Below are 18,464 nucleotides of genomic sequence, written 5' to 3'. Positions count from 1 at the left end.
CCGTAACTTCAACAACCACAACAGTTCCGAATGGGATCACGAATGCTGGTCCATCATCCGCTCGAGTTCCGCCGCCGCGTCCACCCCGTTCGACCACTGGTCGGCGCGTGCGTGGATGTTGATGTCCTGGTTCGTGAACAGGATGACATCCTCGTCCCAGGCTTCGTCGAGGATCCGCTGCAGCTCGGCGGCTTCGTCCGCGCCCTCCGGGAATTCGGAGTACCCGTAGACGATCGCGACCTTGTCCCACTCTCCGATGTCCACGTCATAGACCTCGGAATAGTCGAGCCGCCCGGCGTCGCCCAGCGTCACCAGTGGGTGGGGATAGTCCATGACCGAGATCCGGCCGAGCCGGCTGTTGTAGTAGTTGTGGACGAGGCCGAGCGTGTGTCCCACTTCGTGCGCGGACAGCTGCCGGATCCGGGCCAGCGCCCACTCCGCGAGGTCCGCCGGCACTTCGTCGCCGTTGGCGTAGGGCGAGAGGAGGCCCTCGGCGATCAGGTAGTCCTGCCGCCAACGGAGCGAGCCGAGCGTCACCACCCCCTTCAGGATCTCGCCCGTGCGCGGGTCCGTGACGGAGCCGCCCGTGCTCCAGCCCCGTGTCGAGCGGTGCACCCAGTTGATCACGTTGTAGCGCACGTCGTGCGAACTCACCCCGTCCGGCAGCATCTCCACGCGGTACGCGTCCCGGAAGCCCGCCGCCTCGAACGCCTGGTTCCACCACCGCGCCCCCTCGAGCAGCGCCGTCCGGATCGGCTCCGGCGCCCCCGGGTCCAGGTAGTAGACGATCGGCTCGACCGCCTCGCTCATCGCCGCCGACGGGTCCCGCTTCTCAAGCCGGTGCCGCCGGATGAACCGCTGCTGCATGTCCTCGCCCAGGGGCGCCGAGTAGTCCGCGAAGCTCATGGCTCCATAGCCGGCTCGCGGATCGAAGGCCCGCGGCGTGTACTCCCCCAACTCCGGCAGTTGCACGAACGAGTGATGGAGACGGATCGTCGCCGCCTCGCCCGTCGCGGCCACGTTCCCGACGCCCTCGAACGTCCCGCCGCCGCCTCCGAAGCCGCCGAATCCGCCACCCCCGCCGCCCGGCTGGCGGACGAAGGTGAGGGACGCCTCGATCTCGGTGTTCTCTGGAAACCCCATCGTCATCGGCAGGTGCACCGCGCTCCGGCTCGCGTCGAACCGGTACGTCCCCGGCCGCAGCCGCTGCGCCCAGTTGATCATGTCCCGGACCACGAAGCCCGTCGCGTCGACGAGCACGCGCCCGTCCGTCTCCGCGGCCGCCGTGAAGCCCCACAGCGTCGAGGGCGCGAAGGCGTCCGTCACCGCCCGCACCTCGCGCGGGTTCGTGCTGCTCGCCCGAAAGTCGAGGTTCGGCTGGATCATCAGCACCTTCGGCCCCACCCGATGAAAGCGCACGACCCGCGACCCGGCCAACTGCCCGCGGTCGAGCCCGATGTCGTTCGACCCCAGCCCCGAGGCGAGTCCCGTCATGTGCAGGATATCCGTGTCCCAGCGTGAGATCTCGAGCCACAGCTTGCCGCTCGAGGCCTCCCAGTACATGGGGATGAAGCCGTCGATGGCCCGCATCGAGGCCGTCTTCTCCTCGATCGAGGGAAGTTGCCCCCCGGAGTCCTGCGCCACGGCGAGAGCGGGGCTGAGAAGGAAGAGAAAGGCGGGAAGGAGCTTCCGGAAACGGGTCACGGAGTACACAAGAGCCTCCTGCGGACGATGAACGGTCGGCCTCCCCCGGGGAGTCGGAGGGAGGGACTACACATTAGGGCGGATCGATGGCTGCCGTTACCCTGCCCATGACATCCGACATGTATGCGGAATAATCGCCGGGGCTGGGTCCCAGCCGGACGATCACCAGATCGTAGGATGGGATGATGGCGGTGTACTGTCCCATGGCCCCGAGCGCCCAGTACGCATCTTCCGGGGCGCCGGGGTGCGACCCGCCGCGATTGACCCAGAACAGTCCCCCGTAGTCGAGGAGTTCCGCGCCGGGAGCCGGCGTGCTCACGAAGCCCACCCAACCCTCCGGGAGGATGCGGTCGGGCCTGCCATCCGGCGTCGGCCACACGCCGTCCCACAGGTGGAGGAGACCGAACCTCGCCCAGTCCCACGCGCTCCCGTAGTCGTAGCCGGTGATGATGAAGTTCCCCCACGCATCCGTCTCAAGGACGTAATCCCTCGCCCCGATGCGGTCGAACAGGATGCGCTGGGGATAGGTCAGCCAGTCGTCGCCGCGCGCCTCGACGGCCTGCTGCACGATGCGCGCCACGGTGAGGGGGTCCGAGTTCCGGTAGCGGAAGATGGCGCCCGGCAGGGTGTCCATCGGCTGGTCGATGGCGTGCTCGAACACGTCGATGCCCTCGAAATAGATCCGGCCGTGCTCGTTGGCGTGCGTCCGGGAGCGCTCGTCATCGGAGCCCAGGTTCAGGAAGTCGAGTCCCGAACTCATGTTGAGGAGGTCGCGGATGCGGATCTCGCGGCGCGGATCGTCCTCTCCCCGCCACTCCGGGACGGGCGCCGGGTCGTCCAGGCCGATGTCCAGATGGCCGGCCTGCATCGCCGCGCCCATGAGAGCGGCCGCAATGCTCTTGCCCTGAGACCAGGAGATCTGCGGCGTGTTGGGCCCGAAGCCGCCGGCGTAGCGTTCGCCGAGGATCTTCCCGGCATAGACGACCACCAGCGCGCGTGTATGGTGCTCGCTCCGGCCCATCGCCCAATCGAGGGCCGCGTCGAGCGCGGCCATGTCGACCTCCGCCGGGGGCGGATCGTGGTGCGCGTCCACATTGCCCGTCGGCCAGGCGGTGCTCTCGGGATCCGGCGTCCGCCGCTCGACGAACGTCGGCTCGAAAACCACGTCCTCGAATCCGATCGGCAGGATCGTGCAGCCCTGGTCTCCGTTATATTCGGCGGAGCGCGTCCCGAATCCGTCTCCCGTGACCGAGGCCGTGCGCGTCTCGAAGTCCACATCGTACCGGAAATCATCCCGTAACTCGTCGAAGGGCTCGAGATCCTGCGCCACGACCTCCTCCACGGTGCGCTCGTAGTCGCGGCCCACGACGAAGACTCCGGCGCAGAGGTGGTGCGCGACCCGCCCGGCGATGTGCCCGCGGATGTGAGCCTCGTCTTCCACCGGCTCCTCCGGCGGCGCCGGTTCCGGCGCGCAGCCCACCGCCAGCAGGGCCGCACCCGCGGCGACCACGAGCCCACCCAGGCGACGACTCTCCGTGTGAGTGCTCATGCGACCCTCCGTTGGCGACGGCGCCGGCTCAAGCGGTCAGCGGTCGATTGCCGCCGTCACCTCTCCGATGATGTCGGACAGATATGCGCCGGTGTCGCCGGGGCTCGGTCCCAGTCGGACGACCACGAGATCGTACGAAGGGATGATGGCCGTGTACTGTCCCATGAATCCCGCCGCCCAGTAGGCGTCCTCCGGCGCGCGCGGGAGCGAGCCGCCGCGATTGAGCCAGAACAGCCCGCCGTACTGCAGGGCATCGGCGCCCGGCGCGGGGGTGCTGACGAACTCCACCCAACCCTCCGGGAGGATGCGGTCGCTTCCGCCATCGGGCGTCGGCCACACGCCGTCCCACAGGTGGAGGAGGCCGAACCTCGCCCAGTCCCATGCGCTCCCGTAGTCGTAACCGCTGATGATGAAGTTCCCCCACGCGTCCGTCTCGAGGACGTAGTTCCGGGCCCCGATGCGGTCGAACAGGACGCGCTGGGGATACGTGAGCCAGTCCTCGCCGCGCGCCTCGGCCGCCTCTCGCACGATGTGGTTGGCGGTGAGCGGGTCGGAGTTGCGGTAGCGGAAGACCGCGCCCGGGAGCGTGTCCATCGGCTGGTCGATGGCGTGCTCGAACACGTCGATCCCCTCGAAGTAGATCCGGAAGTGTTCGTTCGCGTGCGTCCACGACAGCGAGTCCGTCAGGCCGAGGTTCAGGAAATCGAGCCCCGAACTCATGTTCAGGATGTCCCGGACGCGGATCTCCCGGCGCGGGTCGCCCTCTCCGTGCCATTCGGGCACGGGCACGGGGTCGTCGAGTCCGGCGTCGAGGTGGCCGGCCTGGATCGCGGCGCCGACGAGCGCGCTCGCGATGCTCTTCCCCTGGGACCACGAGATCTGCGGCGTGTTGCGCGTGAAGCCGGGCGCGTAGCGCTCCCCGAGAATCTTCCCCGCGTAGATGACGACGAGCGCGCGCGTGTTGTGCTCCGTCTGGGCCATCGTCCAGTCGAGGGCCGCCTCGAGCGCCGCCATGTCGACCTCCGGTGGCGGCGGGTCGTGGTACGCGCCGACGTCGCCCGTCGGCCAGGCCGTCGCCGCCGGGTCCGGGCCGAGCCGCTCGACGACCTGCGGCTCGTACGTCACGTCGTCGAGATCGGCCGGGAGGATCGTGCAGCCCTGGTCCCCGTTGTACTCGGCGGAGCGGGTGCCGAAGTCCGCTCCCGAGACGGAGGCGGTGCGCGTCTCGAAGTTCACGTCGTACTCGAAATCGTCCTGCCAGTTGAACAGTTCGAAGCGCCGGATGTCCTGCGCCACGACCTCCTCGACGGAACGCTCGTAGTCGCGTCCCACGACGAAGACGCCCGAGCAGATGTGGTGCGCCGCCATCCCCGCGATGTGCGAGCGCTCGTGGACCGCCTCGTCGTCTTCGGAGACTTCGCCTGAAACCGTGCGTGGTTCCCCGCACCCGGAAACGCACGCTGCGACGAGCAGGACGCCGCCCACCGCCGCCCGGCCTCGGAACCCATGATGGATTCCAGACATAATTTTCATGCGAACCCCCATCGCCTCGTTTCGGCGGTCGAACGTCTCGGTCACGACTTCGTAGCTGAGCGCATCCGAAGCGTCCTGCGCAAGGGTTCATAACGTTTCCGGCGGACTCCGTGTCGTCTCCAGTGAGGAGGCCGCGCCTGAATTTTGAAGCAGCGGGAACGGGACGGGGGAACAGGCGGGGGAACGGGTGCGGCAACAGGCACGGAAGAAGGCAGGAAACGGAGGATATCGATGAGAAAGACGATCGGAGCGTTCGCTCTCCTGTTGGTCGCACTCGCGGCCGCGGCGCCGTTGGAGGTGCAGGCTCAGCGGGGAGCCCGCGGCTTCGGCATGAGCCTCGACGACCAGATGACGGCCCTCACGGAGCGGCTCGCGCTCGACGAGGAGCAGGTCGTGCAGGTCCGCGCGATCCTCGAGGCCCAGGCAGAGAGCCGGCGCGAGCGTTTCCAGGGTATGCGCGGGTCGGGGGACCGGAACGCGATGATGCAGCTCATGGAGGAACTCCAGCAGGAGACGGAAACCCTGCTGGACGAAGTGCTGAGCGACGAGCAGATGGAGAAGTACCGGGAATACCTGGCCGAACTGCAGCAGCGGCGCCGGCCTCCGCTCTCCCTCTAATCCCGCCCGGGGCGTCTACCTCGAGGCCGGCGCGCGCACGGTCGCCGGCCTCGGGCCGCCCTTCGGCGCCCGCCCCCGCTGCACCAGCACGACGCCCGCCACGATGATCACGGTGCCCGCCAGCATCGGCAGCGTGAACGCCTCGTCCGCCAGCCACCAGCCCAGGAAGAGCGCCACCACCGGATTGACGTACGCGTACGTCCCGGCCGCCGCGGGCCGGACGTTGCGCAGGAGCCACATATAGGCCGAGAAGGCGACGATCGACCCCATGGCGGCGAGGTAGATCAGCGACAGCCACGAGCGCAGGGACACATCGCCGAGCGACAGGCGGCCGAACTCGCCCGCGACGAGCCCGACGAGCAGCAGGATCAGCCCTCCGGCAACCATCGTGAGCGCCGTGCCGTAGAGCGGCGGCTGCGGCAGCGCGGCCCGCCGGTTGTACATGGAGCCGATCGCCCAGCTGATCGACGCCCCCACGACGACGAGGGCCCCCGCCACCACCTGGTTCGCGCTCGCCCCGCGGATCCCGATGTCCGCCCCGGAGCTGCTCACGAGGAGCACGACTCCGCCCAGGCCCAGGACGAGTCCCGCGATCTCCAGCGGGCTCGTCGGCTCGCGGTCCGGTCCGAGGCGTGCGATCGCGACGAGCCACAGCGGCACCGTGGCCACGAGCAGGGCCGTGAGCCCCGAGGGCACGTACTGCGCCGCCCAGCACACGAGTCCGTTGCCGCCCGCGACCATGAACACGCCCGAGATGCTGGCGGCCTTCCATTCCGCAGGCTTCGGGACCGGCGCGCCCCGGCGGCGGGACACGACGGCAAGAATCACGCCCGCCGCAAGGAAGCGTATGCCTCCGAGGAGAAATGGCGGGATCGTCTCGACGCCGAAGCGGATCGCCAGGTAGGTCGACCCCCACACCAGGTACACCGCGGCGAACGCGAGCAGCAGATCTCTGGTGGAGGCGGCGGACCCTGCGACGGTGGACTCGGAGGCTGTGGTGCTCGCGGTCAAGTGCCGCCCCGCCGATCACGGGTCCGTCGATCGCGCGCCCGCGTGACGGCGTAGATGGCGAGGCCGACGGCGATGAGCCCCAGTCCCAGCCCCGCTTCGAGCGGCCGGTCGCGCAGGATGTAGGCCAGCGTCCAGCCCGTCACCGCCAGGAAGACGAGGGGCGTCACCGGATAGCCCCAGGCCCGGTACGGCGCGTCCGCCTCCGATCCGTCGACCTCGGATCCGTCGATCTTGCCTCCCCGCCCGTCCGCGTCCCGGTTCGGCGCTCGGCCCGACGCCTGCCGCCGGCGCAGGAGGAAGACGCCGCCCGCCGCCAGGAACGTGTTGAGGCCCATCGTGAAGCCCGAGAAGACGAGGATCGTCTCGAACGATTCCGTGAGGATGAAGAGGAGGCTGATCGCGGCCTGCGTGAAGATGGCCACGCCGGGCGTTCCGCGCGCGTTGATCGAACTCAGGAACCGGAACGTGGGGTAGTCCTCGCCGATCGCATGGAGGACCCGCGGGCCCGCAAGCACCATGGCGCTCACGGTGGAAACGAGGAGGAGTGCGAGCGTGATCCCCATCAGGTCGGCCCCGACCGGCCCGAAGATGTACCCCGCCGCGATGTACCCCACCTCGAGCCGTCCCACCATCTCCTCCGCGGGGGCCGCGCGCAGGAAGACGTAGTTGAGTCCCACATAGAGCAGCATCACGAGCAGCGTCCCGGCCGCCAGCGCGCGGGGCAGCGTCCGGCGCGGGTCGCGAAGCTCGCCCGTCACGTACGTCGCCGCGTTCCAGCCCGAATACGAGTACGACACGAAGATGAGCGACACGGCGAACCCGGCGGAGAACACACCGGAGACGCCTTCCGCCGACGGGAGCACGCCGATGTCCCGGGGTTCCGCGACGAGGGCCAGTCCGGCCGCGACGAATGCGAGGATCAGGACCACCTTGGCCGTCGTCGACCAGCGCTGAAAGCCGCCCGAGGTGCGGTGCGTGCGCCCGTGGACGACCGAGAGCAGCACGACGAGCCCGACCGCGAGCCACCGGGCCGGAAGCACCGGAAAGACGGACGACAGATAGGTGCCGAACGTGATCGCGGCCAGCGCCGTGGGGGCCGCGAACCCGATCGTGGCCGAGATCCAGCCGGAGACGAAGCCGGCCGCGGGGTGGTAGATGTGCGAGAGGAAGGTGTATTCGCCGCCCGAGCGCCGGATCGTCGACCCCAGTTCGGCGTAGGTGAGCGCGCCGCACACGGCCGCGACCCCGCCCACGACCCACAGCATGAGCAGTGCGAACCCGGATCTCAGAGACTCGAGCTGAAACCCGAGGCTCGTGAAGACGCCGGTCCCGATCATGTTGGCGACGACGACCGCCGCCGCCGTGTGAAGGCCGAACCGCGCCCTGGAAGTGCTCAGGGGATCGGACTCTTCACGGGATGGGCTCGGCCAGACCCGCCTCGCTCACCAGCAGGAGGAGGTTCGCCTGGATCCCGAGGTGGCCGTCACGGTTGATCCACCATTCGCCGGGCGAGTGGGCCCCGCTCCCGATGCCGCCGCTCCCGATCGTCACCGCGGGGATGCCCAGGGAGATCGGGATGTTGGAGTCCGTCGAGGAACGGGTCAGCGCGGGCACCGCCCCGAAGAGGGGCATCACCGCGATGGCCCGCTCGACGAGGGGATGGTCGTCCGCGACCTCTCCCGAGGGACGGTCTCCGATCTGGTCCAGTTCGAGTTCGATCTCCGGCCCGGCCCGGCGCAGGGCGTTTTCCTCCGCCAATGCCCGGCGCATCGCGTCCCGGAAGGCAGCGTCGATGCGCCCGAGGCTCTCCTCGCTCTCAGAGCGCATGTCCACTTCCATCCACGCCTCGAACGGAATCGAGTTGACCGACGTGCCGCCGCCCAGCCGCCCCACGTTGTAGCTCGTGCGCGGCCCCGACCGCGTGAGCGTGTCGGCCACGTCCTGGAAATGACGGATCCCGCGGCCCAGCGCATGGGCGGGGCTGGCCATCCCGAACGCGCCCCAGGAGTGTCCGCCGGGACCCCGGAACGTCACGCGGAACCGGTGGGAGCCGAGCCCTTTGTTCACGATCCGACCCAGTCCCGTGCCGTCGATGTCGATCCACGTGTGGATGGGGTCCGCGCCCTCGCGAAACAGGTACTTCATCCCGCGCAGGTCGCCGAGTCCTTCCTCCCCGACCGTACCGATGAACCGAACGTCCGCCTCCGTCTCGATACCGGCCGCCTCGAGCGCCCGCAGCACGGTGAGAACCGCGATGAGACCGCGCGTGTCGTCGCCGATCCCGGGCGCGAACAGCGTGTCCCCGCGCTGCGTGACCGTCACGTCGACGTCCGCCGGGAAGACCGTGTCCAGGTGTCCCGACAGCACCACCGTCCGCCGCTCCCCCTCCGGCGTCGATCCCCGCGCGCCGCCCCGGCCGTAGCGGATCGCCACCGCGTTGCCCTCCTCGTCGATGAACACGGAGTCGGCCCCGGCTTCGCGGAGCCGCTCCGCGTAGACCCGGCCGCGCTCGTCTTCCATGAAGGGGGGCGCCGGAACTTCCGTGAGTTCGATGAGTTCGCGGATCGTCCTCGGTTCGAGTTCCTCGATGATCCTGAAGGCGTTCCGCACCGCGGGATGCTCGGCGAGGCGCCGCACGTCCTCGCCCGGCGCCTGGGCCGTCGCCACAGCCGGCATCCCCCCAAGGATGGCCATGCCAAGGGGGACCGAGACGATGAGTCCGGCGAAGGTCCGGGCATATGGTCCGTACATGGCGTCCGTGTCTCCTGGATTCGGATCGCTGCGACGGTCGTCGGCCGCCGGGGCGCAGGATGCCGCTCTCTGGCGGGAGTCCGCTCGTGAAGAATACCGTTTCCGAACACATGTCGAAAACGCGGTCTCCCTGCGGGCCGACGGCTGAGGGGGGTGTCGAGCTGAAGTTCAAGGCGACAGAGCCGATCGTACGGCGGCTGCTGGCCGGGTTTGCGCTCGTCGGTGCGGGCTGCGGCGGCCCCGTGGAGCCGCCGCTGTCGGCCATGTGTGGCGACGCTCCTCTCACGGTGGCGTTCTACGCACTCTTCGCGCCCGTAAGCTACAGCGCGGACGAGAACCCGAACTCGCCCGGGTTCAGTCGGCACATGGGCTACGAAGCCGACCTCCTCAGCGCGCTCGAGGCCATGCCCGGTACCGGACTCTCCTTCGTGCGCCGCCCGATCGCCGACTGGCCCGGAATCTGGCTTCTGCCCGCGACGCCGGACTTCGACATGGCCGGCGGCGGTATCACGATTCTCGAGTCGCGCACGCTCGACGATACCGGTGTCCGGGCGGTTGCGTTCACATCCGGCCACATCACGTTCCGCCAGTCGCTCCTGGTGCGAAGCGAGGATGCCGCGCGACTCTCCTCCTACGACGCGCTCACGAGCGCGGTGCGCGTGGGCGTCCTTGCGGGCACAACGGGCGAAGCCCGGCTGCTCCAGATCACGGGAATCGTGGACGGTTCCGGCGTGCTCCGGGCGGGGACGCGCGTGGAGACGCCGGCCGGCACGGTCGTGGCGGATGGGACGGGGGCGTTTACGATCACGGCCGCCATGGCATCGCCCGTCCTTGGGGGCCGAACCCGCCTTCACCCCCCATCCAGCGACATGCCGCGGGTGGTGTACCTCGGCCGGGAGTCCGGCGATCAGGAATTGTTCGACGCCCTGCGCGATGGACGCATCGACGCCGTGGCCCAGGGGGAAATCGGAAGCGGCGAGGCCGCGCACAGGTCGGGCGGAGAGTTCACTGTGGCCGCCCGGGATTCCCTCGCCGAATTCGGAGGGTTCACGCTGGATGCGGACGCCCGCGATCTGTTGACCTGCATCGATGCCCGAATCGACTGGCTGACCGACGAACGCCGCACAGGGTTCGCGGAATGGCTCGCCGACCCGTCCGTCTTCCGGCAGCGAGCCGCCCTCTGGCCCGGCGGTGGCTGAGCGGCCGCGACAGTAGCCGCTCCGACCCGTCAGTTGCCGAAGCGGGCGAGGATCCAGTCGGAGATCGTTTCGAGGAAGCCGTCGACGAAGCGCTTCTCGAGCAGCGCGTACTCGGCCGGGGATCCGCTCGTCGCGGCCTGGAAGAGGTGATTCGCGCGCGGGAGCACGTCCACCGTCACGTCCGGGTTCCCGGCCAGCGCCTCTTCCAGCGGCGGGCGGTTCTGGTCGGGGAGTACCTGCAGGTCGAGCCCGCCGAACAGCGCGAGCACCGGTACCCGCGTGCCCCGGAGACCTTCGGTCGGATCGTAGGTGAGAAAATAGCGGAACCAGGGTGTCTCGACGCGGTCGATCTGCGCGTCGATCTGGCCCTGCACGTAGGCGTCCACGTCGGAGATCGCGGCGCGCTGCGCTCCGGGCAGGGTCTCGATGCCCTCGCGGATCGCGGCCCCGAGTTCCTCGCGATACGCCTCCAGATCCTCTCCCGCGTCCAGAGCCGCAAACAGCCGGCGCTGGAAGTCGGTGTTCCACTCGATGCGGTCCTCGGGCACGCCGCTCGCGCGCTGAATGGCCGCGGACTGCTCGTACAGGATCTCTGTGCCGGGCACGGTCGAACCGGCCAGCAGCACGGCGAAGCGGACGGCCTCCGAGCGCGAGGCCGCGATCGGCGCCACGATGGCGCCCTCGCTGTGTCCCAAGAGGCCGACGCGCGCGGGATCGACGTCCGGGTGTTCCGAGAGCCGCGCGAGGCCCGCCAGCGCGTCCCCGGCGAAGTCGGACGAGGTCGAGGAAGAGACGCTGCCCGTCGAGCCGCCGACGCCGCGGTCGTCGTAGCGGAGGACCGCGATGCCCTGCCGGGTGAGGTGGTCGGAGAGGTGGCGGAAGACGGCGAACCCGGCCACGACCTCATCCCGGTCCTGTGGCCCCGACCCCGTGATGAGGACGACGCCCGGGAACGGTCCCGGCCCCTCCGGAAGCGTCAGTGTGCCCTCGAGGTGTACGTCGCCGTTCTCGAACGAGACCTCTTCCTCCCGGTACGGTGGCGGCTCTTCCGCCTCCGCTTCCGCGGGATCGGCCCGCGACACGGAGAACGTGGCGGTCACGACGCCCTGGGTGAATTCGCCCTCGATGGTGTCACCCGTAAGGGCGCCGTCCCACGCGGCGAGACCGATCGGGGTTTCGAGTTCGAAATGCACGCGGTCGTTCTCGTGGGACACGGCGGTGAGGGGAAGATCCACCGCTCCCTGGATATCCATCGTGGCGACGAGCACGTCCTCCGCGCGCTCGAAGGTGACCGAAAAGGGCAGGCCACCCGTGGGAAGAACGACGGATCCCACCCACCTGCCCTCGACGCCTCCGACGCCTCCGCCGCTTCCCCCGGAGTCCGGATCCGGCTCCTGCGCCAGCGCCGGAGAGGAGAGCACGCACCCGGCCGCGACAAGCAGTCTCGGGACCATGGTCAGACCTCCTCGACCCTGACGGCGGAGCCGTAGACCACGATCTCGGCGGTCCCTCCCAGGATGTAGGAGGTGGAGAAGCGGACGCAGAGGATCGCGTTCGCGCCGGCCGCCGCCGCCTCGGCCTCCATGCGATCGACCGCCTGTTCCCGCGCCTCGGCCATCATCTTCGTGTATTCCTGGATCTCGCCGCCCACGATGGTCTTCAGGCCGGCGAGAATGTCGCGGCCCAGGTGGCGCGCCCGGATCGTGCTGCCGCGGACGAGGCCGAACTCCTCGACGATCCGGTGTCCGGCGAGGTCGTTCCTGGAGGTGATGATCATCGGACCACGTCCTTGTAGGGGTCTTTCTTCTGCATGAACAGGCGTTCGCGCGCCACGGAGACGAACAGGATCACGACGCCCGCGATCAGCGCGAGAAGGCTCCAGCGAATGTACGCCGGAATCGTCGTGTCCCGAATCAGCTCGCTGACCGCGGTCCACAGCGCCCACGTCCCCACGACGATCGTTCCCAGCGAGAACAGGACCCATCCGATGCCGCGTTCGAGCCGGCGATAGACGTGTTCCCAGTAGCTGTCCCAGGTTTCCTCCGGCGGCTTCAGCGGAGTCATGGTGTCGGTGACCTCCTTCAGGCGCTGGTACGACGCCAGTTCGTCGCGAAGACCCGGGTTCCCTTCGAGCGCGGACTCGAGTTCGCGCCGTCCCTCACCCGAAATCTCCCGGTCCAGTTCGGCCATCATCAACTGGCGCACCCGCTCGTCGCCGGGCGGGTGCACGTTTCTCTCATTCATCGCCCGCACCTCCCCCCTGGTCGGGGCGCGTTCCCGCCGTCTCCATCTCGCGCGCGAGAGACCGCCGCGCCCGGTAGAGGCGCGACATCACCGTCCCGATGGGGATGCCCAGCAACTCGGCGATCTCCCGGTAGCGAAGTTCCTCGAATTCGCGCAGGACGAGCGTCTCCCGCTCCCGCTCGGGCAGGCGTTCGATGGCCGCGCCGACCTGTTCGCGCAGTTCGGATCGCATCACCGCCTGATCCGGGCTGAGCGGGCGCCGCCCCATCGTCGTGTCCGAGAGCCAGCTGCCCGCCGTCTCGAGTTTCAGGCGGTGCAGCCGCTGGTCCCGCGTATGGTTGAAACAGAGTCGCCGGATGATCTGGTACAGCCAGGGGAAGAAGGGCCGTTCCGGGTCGATCCTAGCGCGCGCGCGGAACGCCCTGGCGAAGGCCTCCTGAGAGAGGTCCAGGGCATCGTCGTGGTTCCCTACGAGGCCGAGCGCGGTATAGTAGGCACGTTGCATGTATCGTGTGACGAGTTCGCCGAAGGCCGCACGCTCGCCGCGCTGCGCGCGAAGCACGAGCATCCGGTCGGTTGCCTCCGAGCTGTTCAATGATGGCTCCCATGGTCGCGGGCACCTGCGTGAACCTGTGGTGACTGTTCGCCTCGCGAGGGTTACCCGAAGCCGCCGAGTTTATTTCGCGGATCAGAAAATCGAGACACAGATCGCCAGACAGATCGAGAGACAGGATGAACGAGTTCCCGGCCAGAGCAACCCTGCATCCCGAAATTGTCCCCTCGCGCTGGACGCTCATGCGCGACGTGGCCGTCTTCCAGTTGAAGCTCGTCCTCGACGGCCTGCGGGATGCGATGCTGCTGCCGATCTCGCTCTTCGTCGCCCTCCTCGACGTGCTCGGCGTCGGACCCCGGGCGGGCCGGCAGTTCTACGCGCTGCTGGAGTGGGGGCGACGGACGGAGTACTGGATCAACCTGTTCGGCGCCACCGACCACGTCCGCGCCTTGACGTCTTCTCCGCGGCCGGGGGTCGATGCGCTCGTCGACCGCCTGGAGCGGCTGGCGGTGCAGGAGTACGAAAGGGGCGGGATCACGGCCTCGACGAAGGACGCCGTGGACCGCGCCCTCGACCACCTCACGAGGCGCGGACCTTCCGACCGCGATCCTCCCGGCCCGCTGCCGTGAGCCGGAGTTCCGCCGACAGCGCGTGCGCCTCCAGTCCCTCGAGTCGGGCGAGCGCGGCGGTGTCGCGAAGCAGGCCCTCGTAGGCTTCATCTTCCGAGGAAAGCGACAGCCACGTCGGTCGGCGCAGGAACGAGAACACCGAGAGTCCCGAGTCGAACGCCGCCGCGCCCGATGTGGGAAGGGTATGGTTCGGCCCGGCTCCGTAGTCGCCGGCCGCCTCGGGCGTGGCTGCCCCCAGGAAAAGCGATCCGTAGCGGTCGACCCGGGGAGCGAGGGACTCGGCGAGGTCGCCGTGCAGGTGGAGGTGCTCCGGGGCCACCGCGTCGCAGATGGCGGCGGCCTCGTCGGGGCTGGCCGCGAGGAGGGCGCCGCCGGCCGCCAGGGCCTGGCGCGCGATCGGTGCGGTCGGCAGCGCGGCCAACTGCCGCTCGGCCGCTTCGCGGACGGCCTCGACGGTCGCTTCGTCGAAGGCGCACAGGAGCGGGACGGCGTCGGGGTCGTGCTCGGCCTGGGCGAGCAGGTCGGCCGCGACGCGGGACGGCGCCGCATCCGGCGAGGCGACGACGAGCAGCTCGGATGGGCCGGCGATGGTGTCGAGGCCGACCCGGCCGTAGAGGAGGCGCTTGGCCGCGGTGACGAACCGGTTGCCCGGTCCCACGATCTTCTCGCAGCGGGAGACGCCTCCGACGCCGAAGGCGAGCGCGCCGATCGCCTGCGCGCCCCCGATGGTCAGCAGGCCGTCCGCCCCGGCGATGAACGCCGCGGCCCGGGCCGCCGCGCTCGGGCGCGGCGATGCGGCCCAGACGGCGCCCACGCCCGCGATCCGCGCCGGGATGGCGGTCATGAGCACCGAGGACGGGAGGGGAAAGCGCCCGCCGGGCGCGTAGCAGCCGGCCGCGCCGACGGGCACGAGCCGGTGGCCGCCGCGGCCGCCCGCGACCCGCGTGTCGAGGTCGGTCGCGGATGCCCGCTGGGCCTCCGCGAACGTGCGGATCCGGTCGGCCACGCGGCGCAGCAACTCGCGGTCGTCGGGGTGCAGGGCCTCTGTCGCGCGCTTAAGCGCTGCCCGGTCGAGGAGCAGGTCGTCGCCCGGCTCGAGGTCGCCGAGCCGCTCGGCATGCTCGCGGAGCGCCGGCTCTCCGCGCCGCTCGACATCGTCCAGGATCGTCCGCGCGACCTCGAGGGCCGCCGGATCGAGCGCCGGCGCGCGCGCCGCCCGCACCGCCTCGTCGAGGCCGATCGGCGGCAGGATCGCGCCCGCCGCCGCGGCGGGCGCCACGTCCCCCCGCCCGGTCGGCCCTCCCGGCGCCCTGGGAACCCGGCGGCGCACCTTGAGCGCGCGCCGCTCGAGTTCCCGGCGCACGTCTTCGAGGGAGCCGCCCGCCTTCAGGAGCCGCGTGAGGGCGAAGTAGTACAGGTCCGCGAACTCCGCCACCGCGTCCGCCTTCGATCCGGCTTCCGCGAGTTCGTGCGCTTCCTCGACGAGCTTTCCCCGCAGCAGCTCGGGGTCCCCGGCGAGCCGCGCGGTCAGCGAGCCCGGCTCCGGGTCGGCGAACCGCTCGCGGAGGCGGGCTTCGAGGTCGGACAGCCCCATGCCCGACAGGGGCGGCAGCGCCGCCGACCCCCGGGACGGCGCCGCGTCGAAACACGTCGCGGCGCCCGTGTGACAGAAGCCGGTCCCGCGCTGCCGCACCGTGAAGCGCAGCGTGTCGCGGTCGCAGTCCGCCGCCACGCGCACCAGTTCCTGCGTGGCGCCCGACGTCTCGCCCTTCCTCCAGAGCCCGCGTGAGCGGCTCTGGTAGACGCCGCGCCGTTCCCGGACGGCGGTGCGCAGGCTCTCCGCGCTCGACCAGGCGAGCCCGAGCGCGCGCCCGGCCGTGTCCTCGACCAGCGTCGCCCACAACCCGTCGGCCCGGTCGGACTTCAGCGGAGCCGAGATGGCGTCGCCCAGATCCATGCGCCCGCTGTAGATCGCCATCCCCACCTGCGCGTCGGCGCCCATTCGGTCCAGCGCCGCGATCTCCGAAACCTCGCGGACCCCGCCCGCCACCGTCACGCGCGCGGACCCGGCGGCCGCGACGAGGGCGGACACGCGATCCAGCGGGATCCCCCCGAGTGTGCCTTCGACCTCCACGAAGGTGACCAGATAGCCGTCCGCGAGGCCGTCGAGTTCCTCCATGCGCCCGAGGACATCGCGGCCCGTCCCGCGCTGCCAGCCCTCCACGACGACCTCGCCGTCGCGCGCGTCGAGCGCCGCGATCACGCGTTCCGCGGGAAGTCCGCCCAGGACTTCGGGCGTCGCGGCCGTTCCCAGGATCACGCGCCGCGCACCCGCGTCGAGCCAGTCGAGCGCCGCCTCCCGGGACCGAATGCCGCCGCCCACCCGACACGGCGCGAGCCCGAGCAGTTCACGGATCAGGGCGGTGTTGTCTCCGCGGCCGAGCGCGGCGTCGAGGTCGATGATCGCGACTTCCCCCGCGACGGCGAACCTCTCGGCGAGAGGCCGCGGATCGCCGGCATCGATTTCGAGCGTCGAGCCCTGCCGAAGCTGCACGGCCCGGCCGCCCATGAGGTCGATGGATGGGATGATCATCGGCGCACCGCGACCCCGAGTTGCTGCAGCCGATCCTTGAGTCGGCCGATCGACCAGTCGCCCTGGTGGAAGATCGACGCCGCCAGGACCGCGTCGGCGCCCGCCTCGATGGCCGCGCACATGTGACCCGCATGGGCTCCCCCGCCCGAAGCCACGATCGGCACCGGCACGGCTTCCCGGATGACTCCGATCAGGGCCAGGTCGTAGCCGCTCCGCGTACCGTCCCGGTCGAAGCTCGTGAGGAGGATCTCGCCCGCGCCCAGCGCCGCCCCGCGTCGGCCCCACTCCGCGGCATCGAGACCCGTGCGCCGGCTTCCCGAGTGCGTCAGAACCTCGAAGCCGCTCGCACACGCCTCATCCGATGTCGCGCCGCCGTCGAGGGCCAGGACCGCGCACTGGGCCCCGAACCGGGTCGCGATCTCGGACAGGAGTTCCGGCCGCTCGACCGCCGCCGTGTTCACCGCGACCCGGTCCGCCCCCGCCTCCAGCAGGGCGCCCGCGTCTTCCGCCGTCCGCACGCCGCCGCCGACCGTCAGCGGAATCGAGATCTCGTCACGCACGCGGCCCACCGTTTCGAACCGGGCCACCCTTCCCTCCGCCGTGGCCGAGACATCGAGGATCACGAGTTCGTCCGCCCCTTCGCGCTCGTAGCGCCGCGCGAGCCGGGCGGGGTCGCCCTGATCCGCGAGGTTGTCGAAGCGGACGCCCTTCACGACCCTCCCGTCCCTCACATCCAGGCACGGAATGACCCGGACGTTCAGCATGCCGCCGCGAGCGTGGGCCGCTGCGCGCGCCGCTCGAACGCCGCCGCCGCACCCGGCGATTCGTCGAGCCATCGCTTCAGGAGGCCCGCGCCGACCTTCCCCGACAGCTCCGGGTGGAACTGGCAGGCGAGGACTCCACCGCGCTCCAGCCCCGCCACGAAGCGGCTTCCGTGCCGCCCCATCGCGGCGGTCCAGCCCGCGGGACCCGCTTCGAGCCCGTAGGAGTTGGCGAAGTAGACGACGGATGAGCGCAGGAACACGGTTCCGGCCGGCGCCGCGAAGAGGTTCCAGCCCAACTGGGGTATACGGCAGCTCTCCGCCAGCCGGACCACGCGGCCCGGCACGCACCCGAGTCCGGCGGTGCCCGGCGCTTCCTCGCTCCCCTCGCACAGGAGCTGAAGTCCGAGACAGATGGCGAGCGTCGGCCGTCCCGCCTCCACCCGCCCGCGGACCGCCTCCGCCCAGCCGCGCCGGCGAAGCTCCGCCATGCCTCCCGCGAACGACCCCACGCCGGGCAGGACGACGTAGTCGGCGCTCGATATTCCCGTGGCGGAGTCCAGCAGCCGCGGGGTTCTCCCCAGGCGCCGGAACGCGGCCGCCACCGCCTCGAGGTTCGCCACGCCCGTCGGAACGATTCCCACATCCCGGGGACCCGTTGCCATCCGCGCCGCGCTCATTGAGGCAACCCGGCGGATTCGAGCACGCCCTTCGTGCTCGGGACTCCGGGCACCGCGCGCTCCGCGACCGCCTCGGCGAGGGCGAGACCGAACGCCTTGAAGGCGGCCTCCGCGCGATGGTGGTCGTTGTCGCCGCGGATCACGTCCAGGTGGAGCGTCAGGCCTCCGGATGTCGCGAGCGAGGCGAAGAAGTGGGGGAGGTTCTCGGTCGCGACCGTCCCCAGCATCTCGCGCCGGAGGCCGAGGTCCACGCTGGCGAAGGGACGTCCGGAGAGGTCCACTACCGCCCGGGCGAGCGCCTCGTCGAGAGGCGCGTAGGCGTACCCGAAGCGGCGGATCCCGCCCCCGTCCCCGAGCGCGTCCCGGATGACCGAACCGAAGACGAGCCCGCAGTCTTCCACCGTGTGGTGGTCGTCGATGTCGAGGTCGCCCTGCGCGCGCAGGTCCAGCGTCATGCCGCCGTGAAAGACCGTGGCGCCGATCATGTGATCGAGAAACGCGAGCCCCGTATCGACGTGGCTGCGTCCCCGGCGGTCCAGGTCCAGCCGGGCTTCGATGCGGGTCTCGAGCGTGCGGCGGGACCGTTCTCCCACCCGCCCGCTGGCCGAGCGACTCTCTCCGGAGTTCGCATTCATGGCA

17 protein-coding genes are annotated in these 18,464 nt (G+C 70.4%); 3 read left to right on the top strand and 14 right to left on the bottom strand.

Translation table 11 applies throughout. The features are described from left to right. Positions 1-36: 36 nt before the first annotated feature. The 3 genes from RN743_RS06665 to RN743_RS06655 form a co-directional block, all read right to left on the bottom strand. Positions 37-1,704 (bottom strand): zinc-dependent metalloprotease, encoded by a 1,668-nt coding sequence (locus RN743_RS06665; protein WP_310777890.1) that lies wholly within the window; start codon positions 1,702-1,704, stop codon positions 37-39. A 73-nt stretch (positions 1,705-1,777) separates the two neighbouring features. Further along, complete coding sequence (locus RN743_RS06660; RefSeq protein WP_310777887.1) at positions 1,778-3,253, bottom strand: serine hydrolase; 1,476 nt, start codon at positions 3,251-3,253, stop codon at positions 1,778-1,780. A gap of 36 nt (positions 3,254-3,289) precedes the next feature. Further along, positions 3,290-4,786: a serine hydrolase gene (locus tag RN743_RS06655; RefSeq protein ID WP_310777884.1), complete on the bottom strand. Its 1,497-nt coding sequence runs from the start codon at positions 4,784-4,786 to the stop codon at positions 3,290-3,292. A 231-nt stretch (positions 4,787-5,017) separates the two neighbouring features. On the opposite strand from RN743_RS06655, the gene RN743_RS06650 reads away from it, so the two are divergent. Next, the gene (locus tag RN743_RS06650; RefSeq protein ID WP_310777881.1) at positions 5,018-5,404 is read left to right on the top strand and encodes a hypothetical protein; all 387 of its coding nucleotides are present in this window, start codon (positions 5,018-5,020) and stop codon (positions 5,402-5,404) included. Positions 5,405-5,419: 15 nt separating this feature from the next. Here RN743_RS06650 and RN743_RS06645 read toward each other — a convergent pair whose 3' ends face one another. From RN743_RS06645 to RN743_RS06635, 3 genes are read right to left on the bottom strand one after another with little or no spacing between them, the layout of a single operon-like run. Then, entirely contained in the window at positions 5,420-6,415 is a 996-nt protein-coding gene (locus RN743_RS06645) for an EamA family transporter (protein ID WP_310777878.1), read from the bottom strand. Next, complete coding sequence (locus RN743_RS06640; protein ID WP_310777896.1) at positions 6,412-7,812, bottom strand: amino acid permease; 1,401 nt, start codon at positions 7,810-7,812, stop codon at positions 6,412-6,414. Before RN743_RS06640 ends, RN743_RS06645 begins: the two co-directional genes overlap by 4 nt. A 13-nt stretch (positions 7,813-7,825) precedes the next feature. After that, the gene (locus RN743_RS06635; protein ID WP_310777875.1) at positions 7,826-9,166 is read right to left on the bottom strand and encodes a M20/M25/M40 family metallo-hydrolase; all 1,341 of its coding nucleotides are present in this window, start codon (positions 9,164-9,166) and stop codon (positions 7,826-7,828) included. 110 nt (positions 9,167-9,276) lie between these two features. Here RN743_RS06635 and RN743_RS06630 point away from each other — a divergent pair, with 110 nt between their 5' ends. Next, complete coding sequence (locus RN743_RS06630) at positions 9,277-10,365, top strand: transporter substrate-binding domain-containing protein (protein WP_310777872.1); 1,089 nt, start codon at positions 9,277-9,279, stop codon at positions 10,363-10,365. Between the two features lie 29 nt (positions 10,366-10,394). On the opposite strand, the gene RN743_RS06625 is transcribed toward RN743_RS06630, so the two are convergent. Genes RN743_RS06625 through RN743_RS06610 form a run of 4 tightly spaced genes read right to left on the bottom strand, consistent with a single transcriptional unit; the run spans position 10,395 to position 13,177 of the window. Beyond that, a complete protein-coding gene (locus RN743_RS06625; RefSeq protein WP_310777869.1) occupies positions 10,395-11,819 on the bottom strand; it encodes an alpha/beta fold hydrolase in 1,425 nt (474 codons plus the stop codon). Between the two features lie 2 nt (positions 11,820-11,821). Beyond that, positions 11,822-12,142 carry a heavy metal-binding domain-containing protein gene (locus RN743_RS06620; protein WP_310777865.1) on the bottom strand — a complete coding sequence of 107 codons (321 nt, stop codon included), beginning with the start codon at positions 12,140-12,142 and terminating at the stop codon, positions 11,822-11,824. After that, positions 12,139-12,609, bottom strand: coding sequence for a hypothetical protein (locus RN743_RS06615; protein WP_310777861.1), 471 nt, complete (start codon positions 12,607-12,609; stop codon positions 12,139-12,141). Before RN743_RS06615 ends, RN743_RS06620 begins: the two co-directional genes overlap by 4 nt. Further along, positions 12,602-13,177 (bottom strand): sigma-70 family RNA polymerase sigma factor, encoded by a 576-nt coding sequence (locus RN743_RS06610; protein WP_310777858.1) that lies wholly within the window; start codon positions 13,175-13,177, stop codon positions 12,602-12,604. The genes RN743_RS06615 and RN743_RS06610 overlap by 8 nt, the downstream gene beginning before the upstream one ends. A 164-nt stretch (positions 13,178-13,341) precedes the next feature. Here RN743_RS06610 and RN743_RS06605 point away from each other — a divergent pair, with 164 nt between their 5' ends. Beyond that, on the top strand, positions 13,342-13,791 hold the full coding sequence (locus RN743_RS06605) for a hypothetical protein (protein ID WP_310777855.1): 450 nt from the start codon (positions 13,342-13,344) through the stop codon (positions 13,789-13,791). On the opposite strand, the gene hisD is transcribed toward RN743_RS06605, so the two are convergent. The 4 genes from hisD to hisB are packed head-to-tail and all read right to left on the bottom strand — an operon-like array spanning position 13,742 to position 18,460. After that, complete coding sequence (hisD, locus tag RN743_RS06600; protein WP_310777852.1) at positions 13,742-16,384, bottom strand: histidinol dehydrogenase; 2,643 nt, start codon at positions 16,382-16,384, stop codon at positions 13,742-13,744. The two genes, RN743_RS06605 and hisD, sit on opposite strands and share 50 nt — an antisense overlap. Next, positions 16,381-17,148 carry an imidazole glycerol phosphate synthase subunit HisF gene (gene hisF, locus RN743_RS06595; protein WP_310777849.1) on the bottom strand — a complete coding sequence of 256 codons (768 nt, stop codon included), beginning with the start codon at positions 17,146-17,148 and terminating at the stop codon, positions 16,381-16,383. Before hisF ends, hisD begins: the two co-directional genes overlap by 4 nt. Then, positions 17,142-17,825 carry an imidazole glycerol phosphate synthase subunit HisH gene (gene hisH / locus RN743_RS06590; RefSeq protein WP_310777845.1) on the bottom strand — a complete coding sequence of 228 codons (684 nt, stop codon included), beginning with the start codon at positions 17,823-17,825 and terminating at the stop codon, positions 17,142-17,144. The genes hisF and hisH overlap by 7 nt, the downstream gene beginning before the upstream one ends. Beyond that, positions 17,822-18,460, bottom strand: a complete 639-nt coding sequence (gene hisB / locus RN743_RS06585) for an imidazoleglycerol-phosphate dehydratase HisB (RefSeq protein WP_310777843.1) — start codon at positions 18,458-18,460, stop codon at positions 17,822-17,824. Before hisB ends, hisH begins: the two co-directional genes overlap by 4 nt. Positions 18,461-18,464: the final 4 nt, after the last annotated feature.

The sequence above is a fragment of the Candidatus Palauibacter scopulicola genome (genome assembly GCF_947581915.1).
In the GTDB taxonomy this organism is placed as follows: Bacteria; Gemmatimonadota; Gemmatimonadetes; order Palauibacterales; family Palauibacteraceae; genus Palauibacter; species Palauibacter scopulicola.
This window is presented reverse-complemented; position numbering and strand designations above follow the sequence as displayed.

Bases quoted from the DNA above. Each gene is read 5' to 3' on its own strand.
- RN743_RS06660 (WP_310777887.1), bottom strand. From the start codon at position 3,253: ATGAGCACTCACACGGAGAGTCGTCGCCTGGGTGGGCTCGTGGTCGCC.
- RN743_RS06655 (WP_310777884.1), bottom strand. From the start codon at position 4,786: ATGAAAATTATGTCTGGAATCCATCATGGGTTCCGAGGCCGGGCGGCG.
- RN743_RS06650 (WP_310777881.1), top strand. From the start codon at position 5,018: ATGAGAAAGACGATCGGAGCGTTCGCTCTCCTGTTGGTCGCACTCGCG.
- RN743_RS06635 (WP_310777875.1), bottom strand. From the start codon at position 9,166: ATGTACGGACCATATGCCCGGACCTTCGCCGGACTCATCGTCTCGGTC.
- RN743_RS06630 (WP_310777872.1), top strand. From the start codon at position 9,277: ATGTCGAAAACGCGGTCTCCCTGCGGGCCGACGGCTGAGGGGGGTGTC.
- RN743_RS06625 (WP_310777869.1), bottom strand. From the start codon at position 11,819: ATGGTCCCGAGACTGCTTGTCGCGGCCGGGTGCGTGCTCTCCTCTCCG.
- RN743_RS06620 (WP_310777865.1), bottom strand. From the start codon at position 12,142: ATGATCATCACCTCCAGGAACGACCTCGCCGGACACCGGATCGTCGAG.
- RN743_RS06615 (WP_310777861.1), bottom strand. From the start codon at position 12,609: ATGAATGAGAGAAACGTGCACCCGCCCGGCGACGAGCGGGTGCGCCAG.
- RN743_RS06610 (WP_310777858.1), bottom strand. From the start codon at position 13,177: ATGCTCGTGCTTCGCGCGCAGCGCGGCGAGCGTGCGGCCTTCGGCGAA.
- RN743_RS06605 (WP_310777855.1), top strand. From the start codon at position 13,342: ATGAACGAGTTCCCGGCCAGAGCAACCCTGCATCCCGAAATTGTCCCC.
- hisD (WP_310777852.1), bottom strand. From the start codon at position 16,384: ATGATCATCCCATCCATCGACCTCATGGGCGGCCGGGCCGTGCAGCTT.
- hisF (WP_310777849.1), bottom strand. From the start codon at position 17,148: ATGCTGAACGTCCGGGTCATTCCGTGCCTGGATGTGAGGGACGGGAGG.
- hisH (WP_310777845.1), bottom strand. From the start codon at position 17,825: ATGAGCGCGGCGCGGATGGCAACGGGTCCCCGGGATGTGGGAATCGTT.
- hisB (WP_310777843.1), bottom strand. From the start codon at position 18,460: ATGAATGCGAACTCCGGAGAGAGTCGCTCGGCCAGCGGGCGGGTGGGA.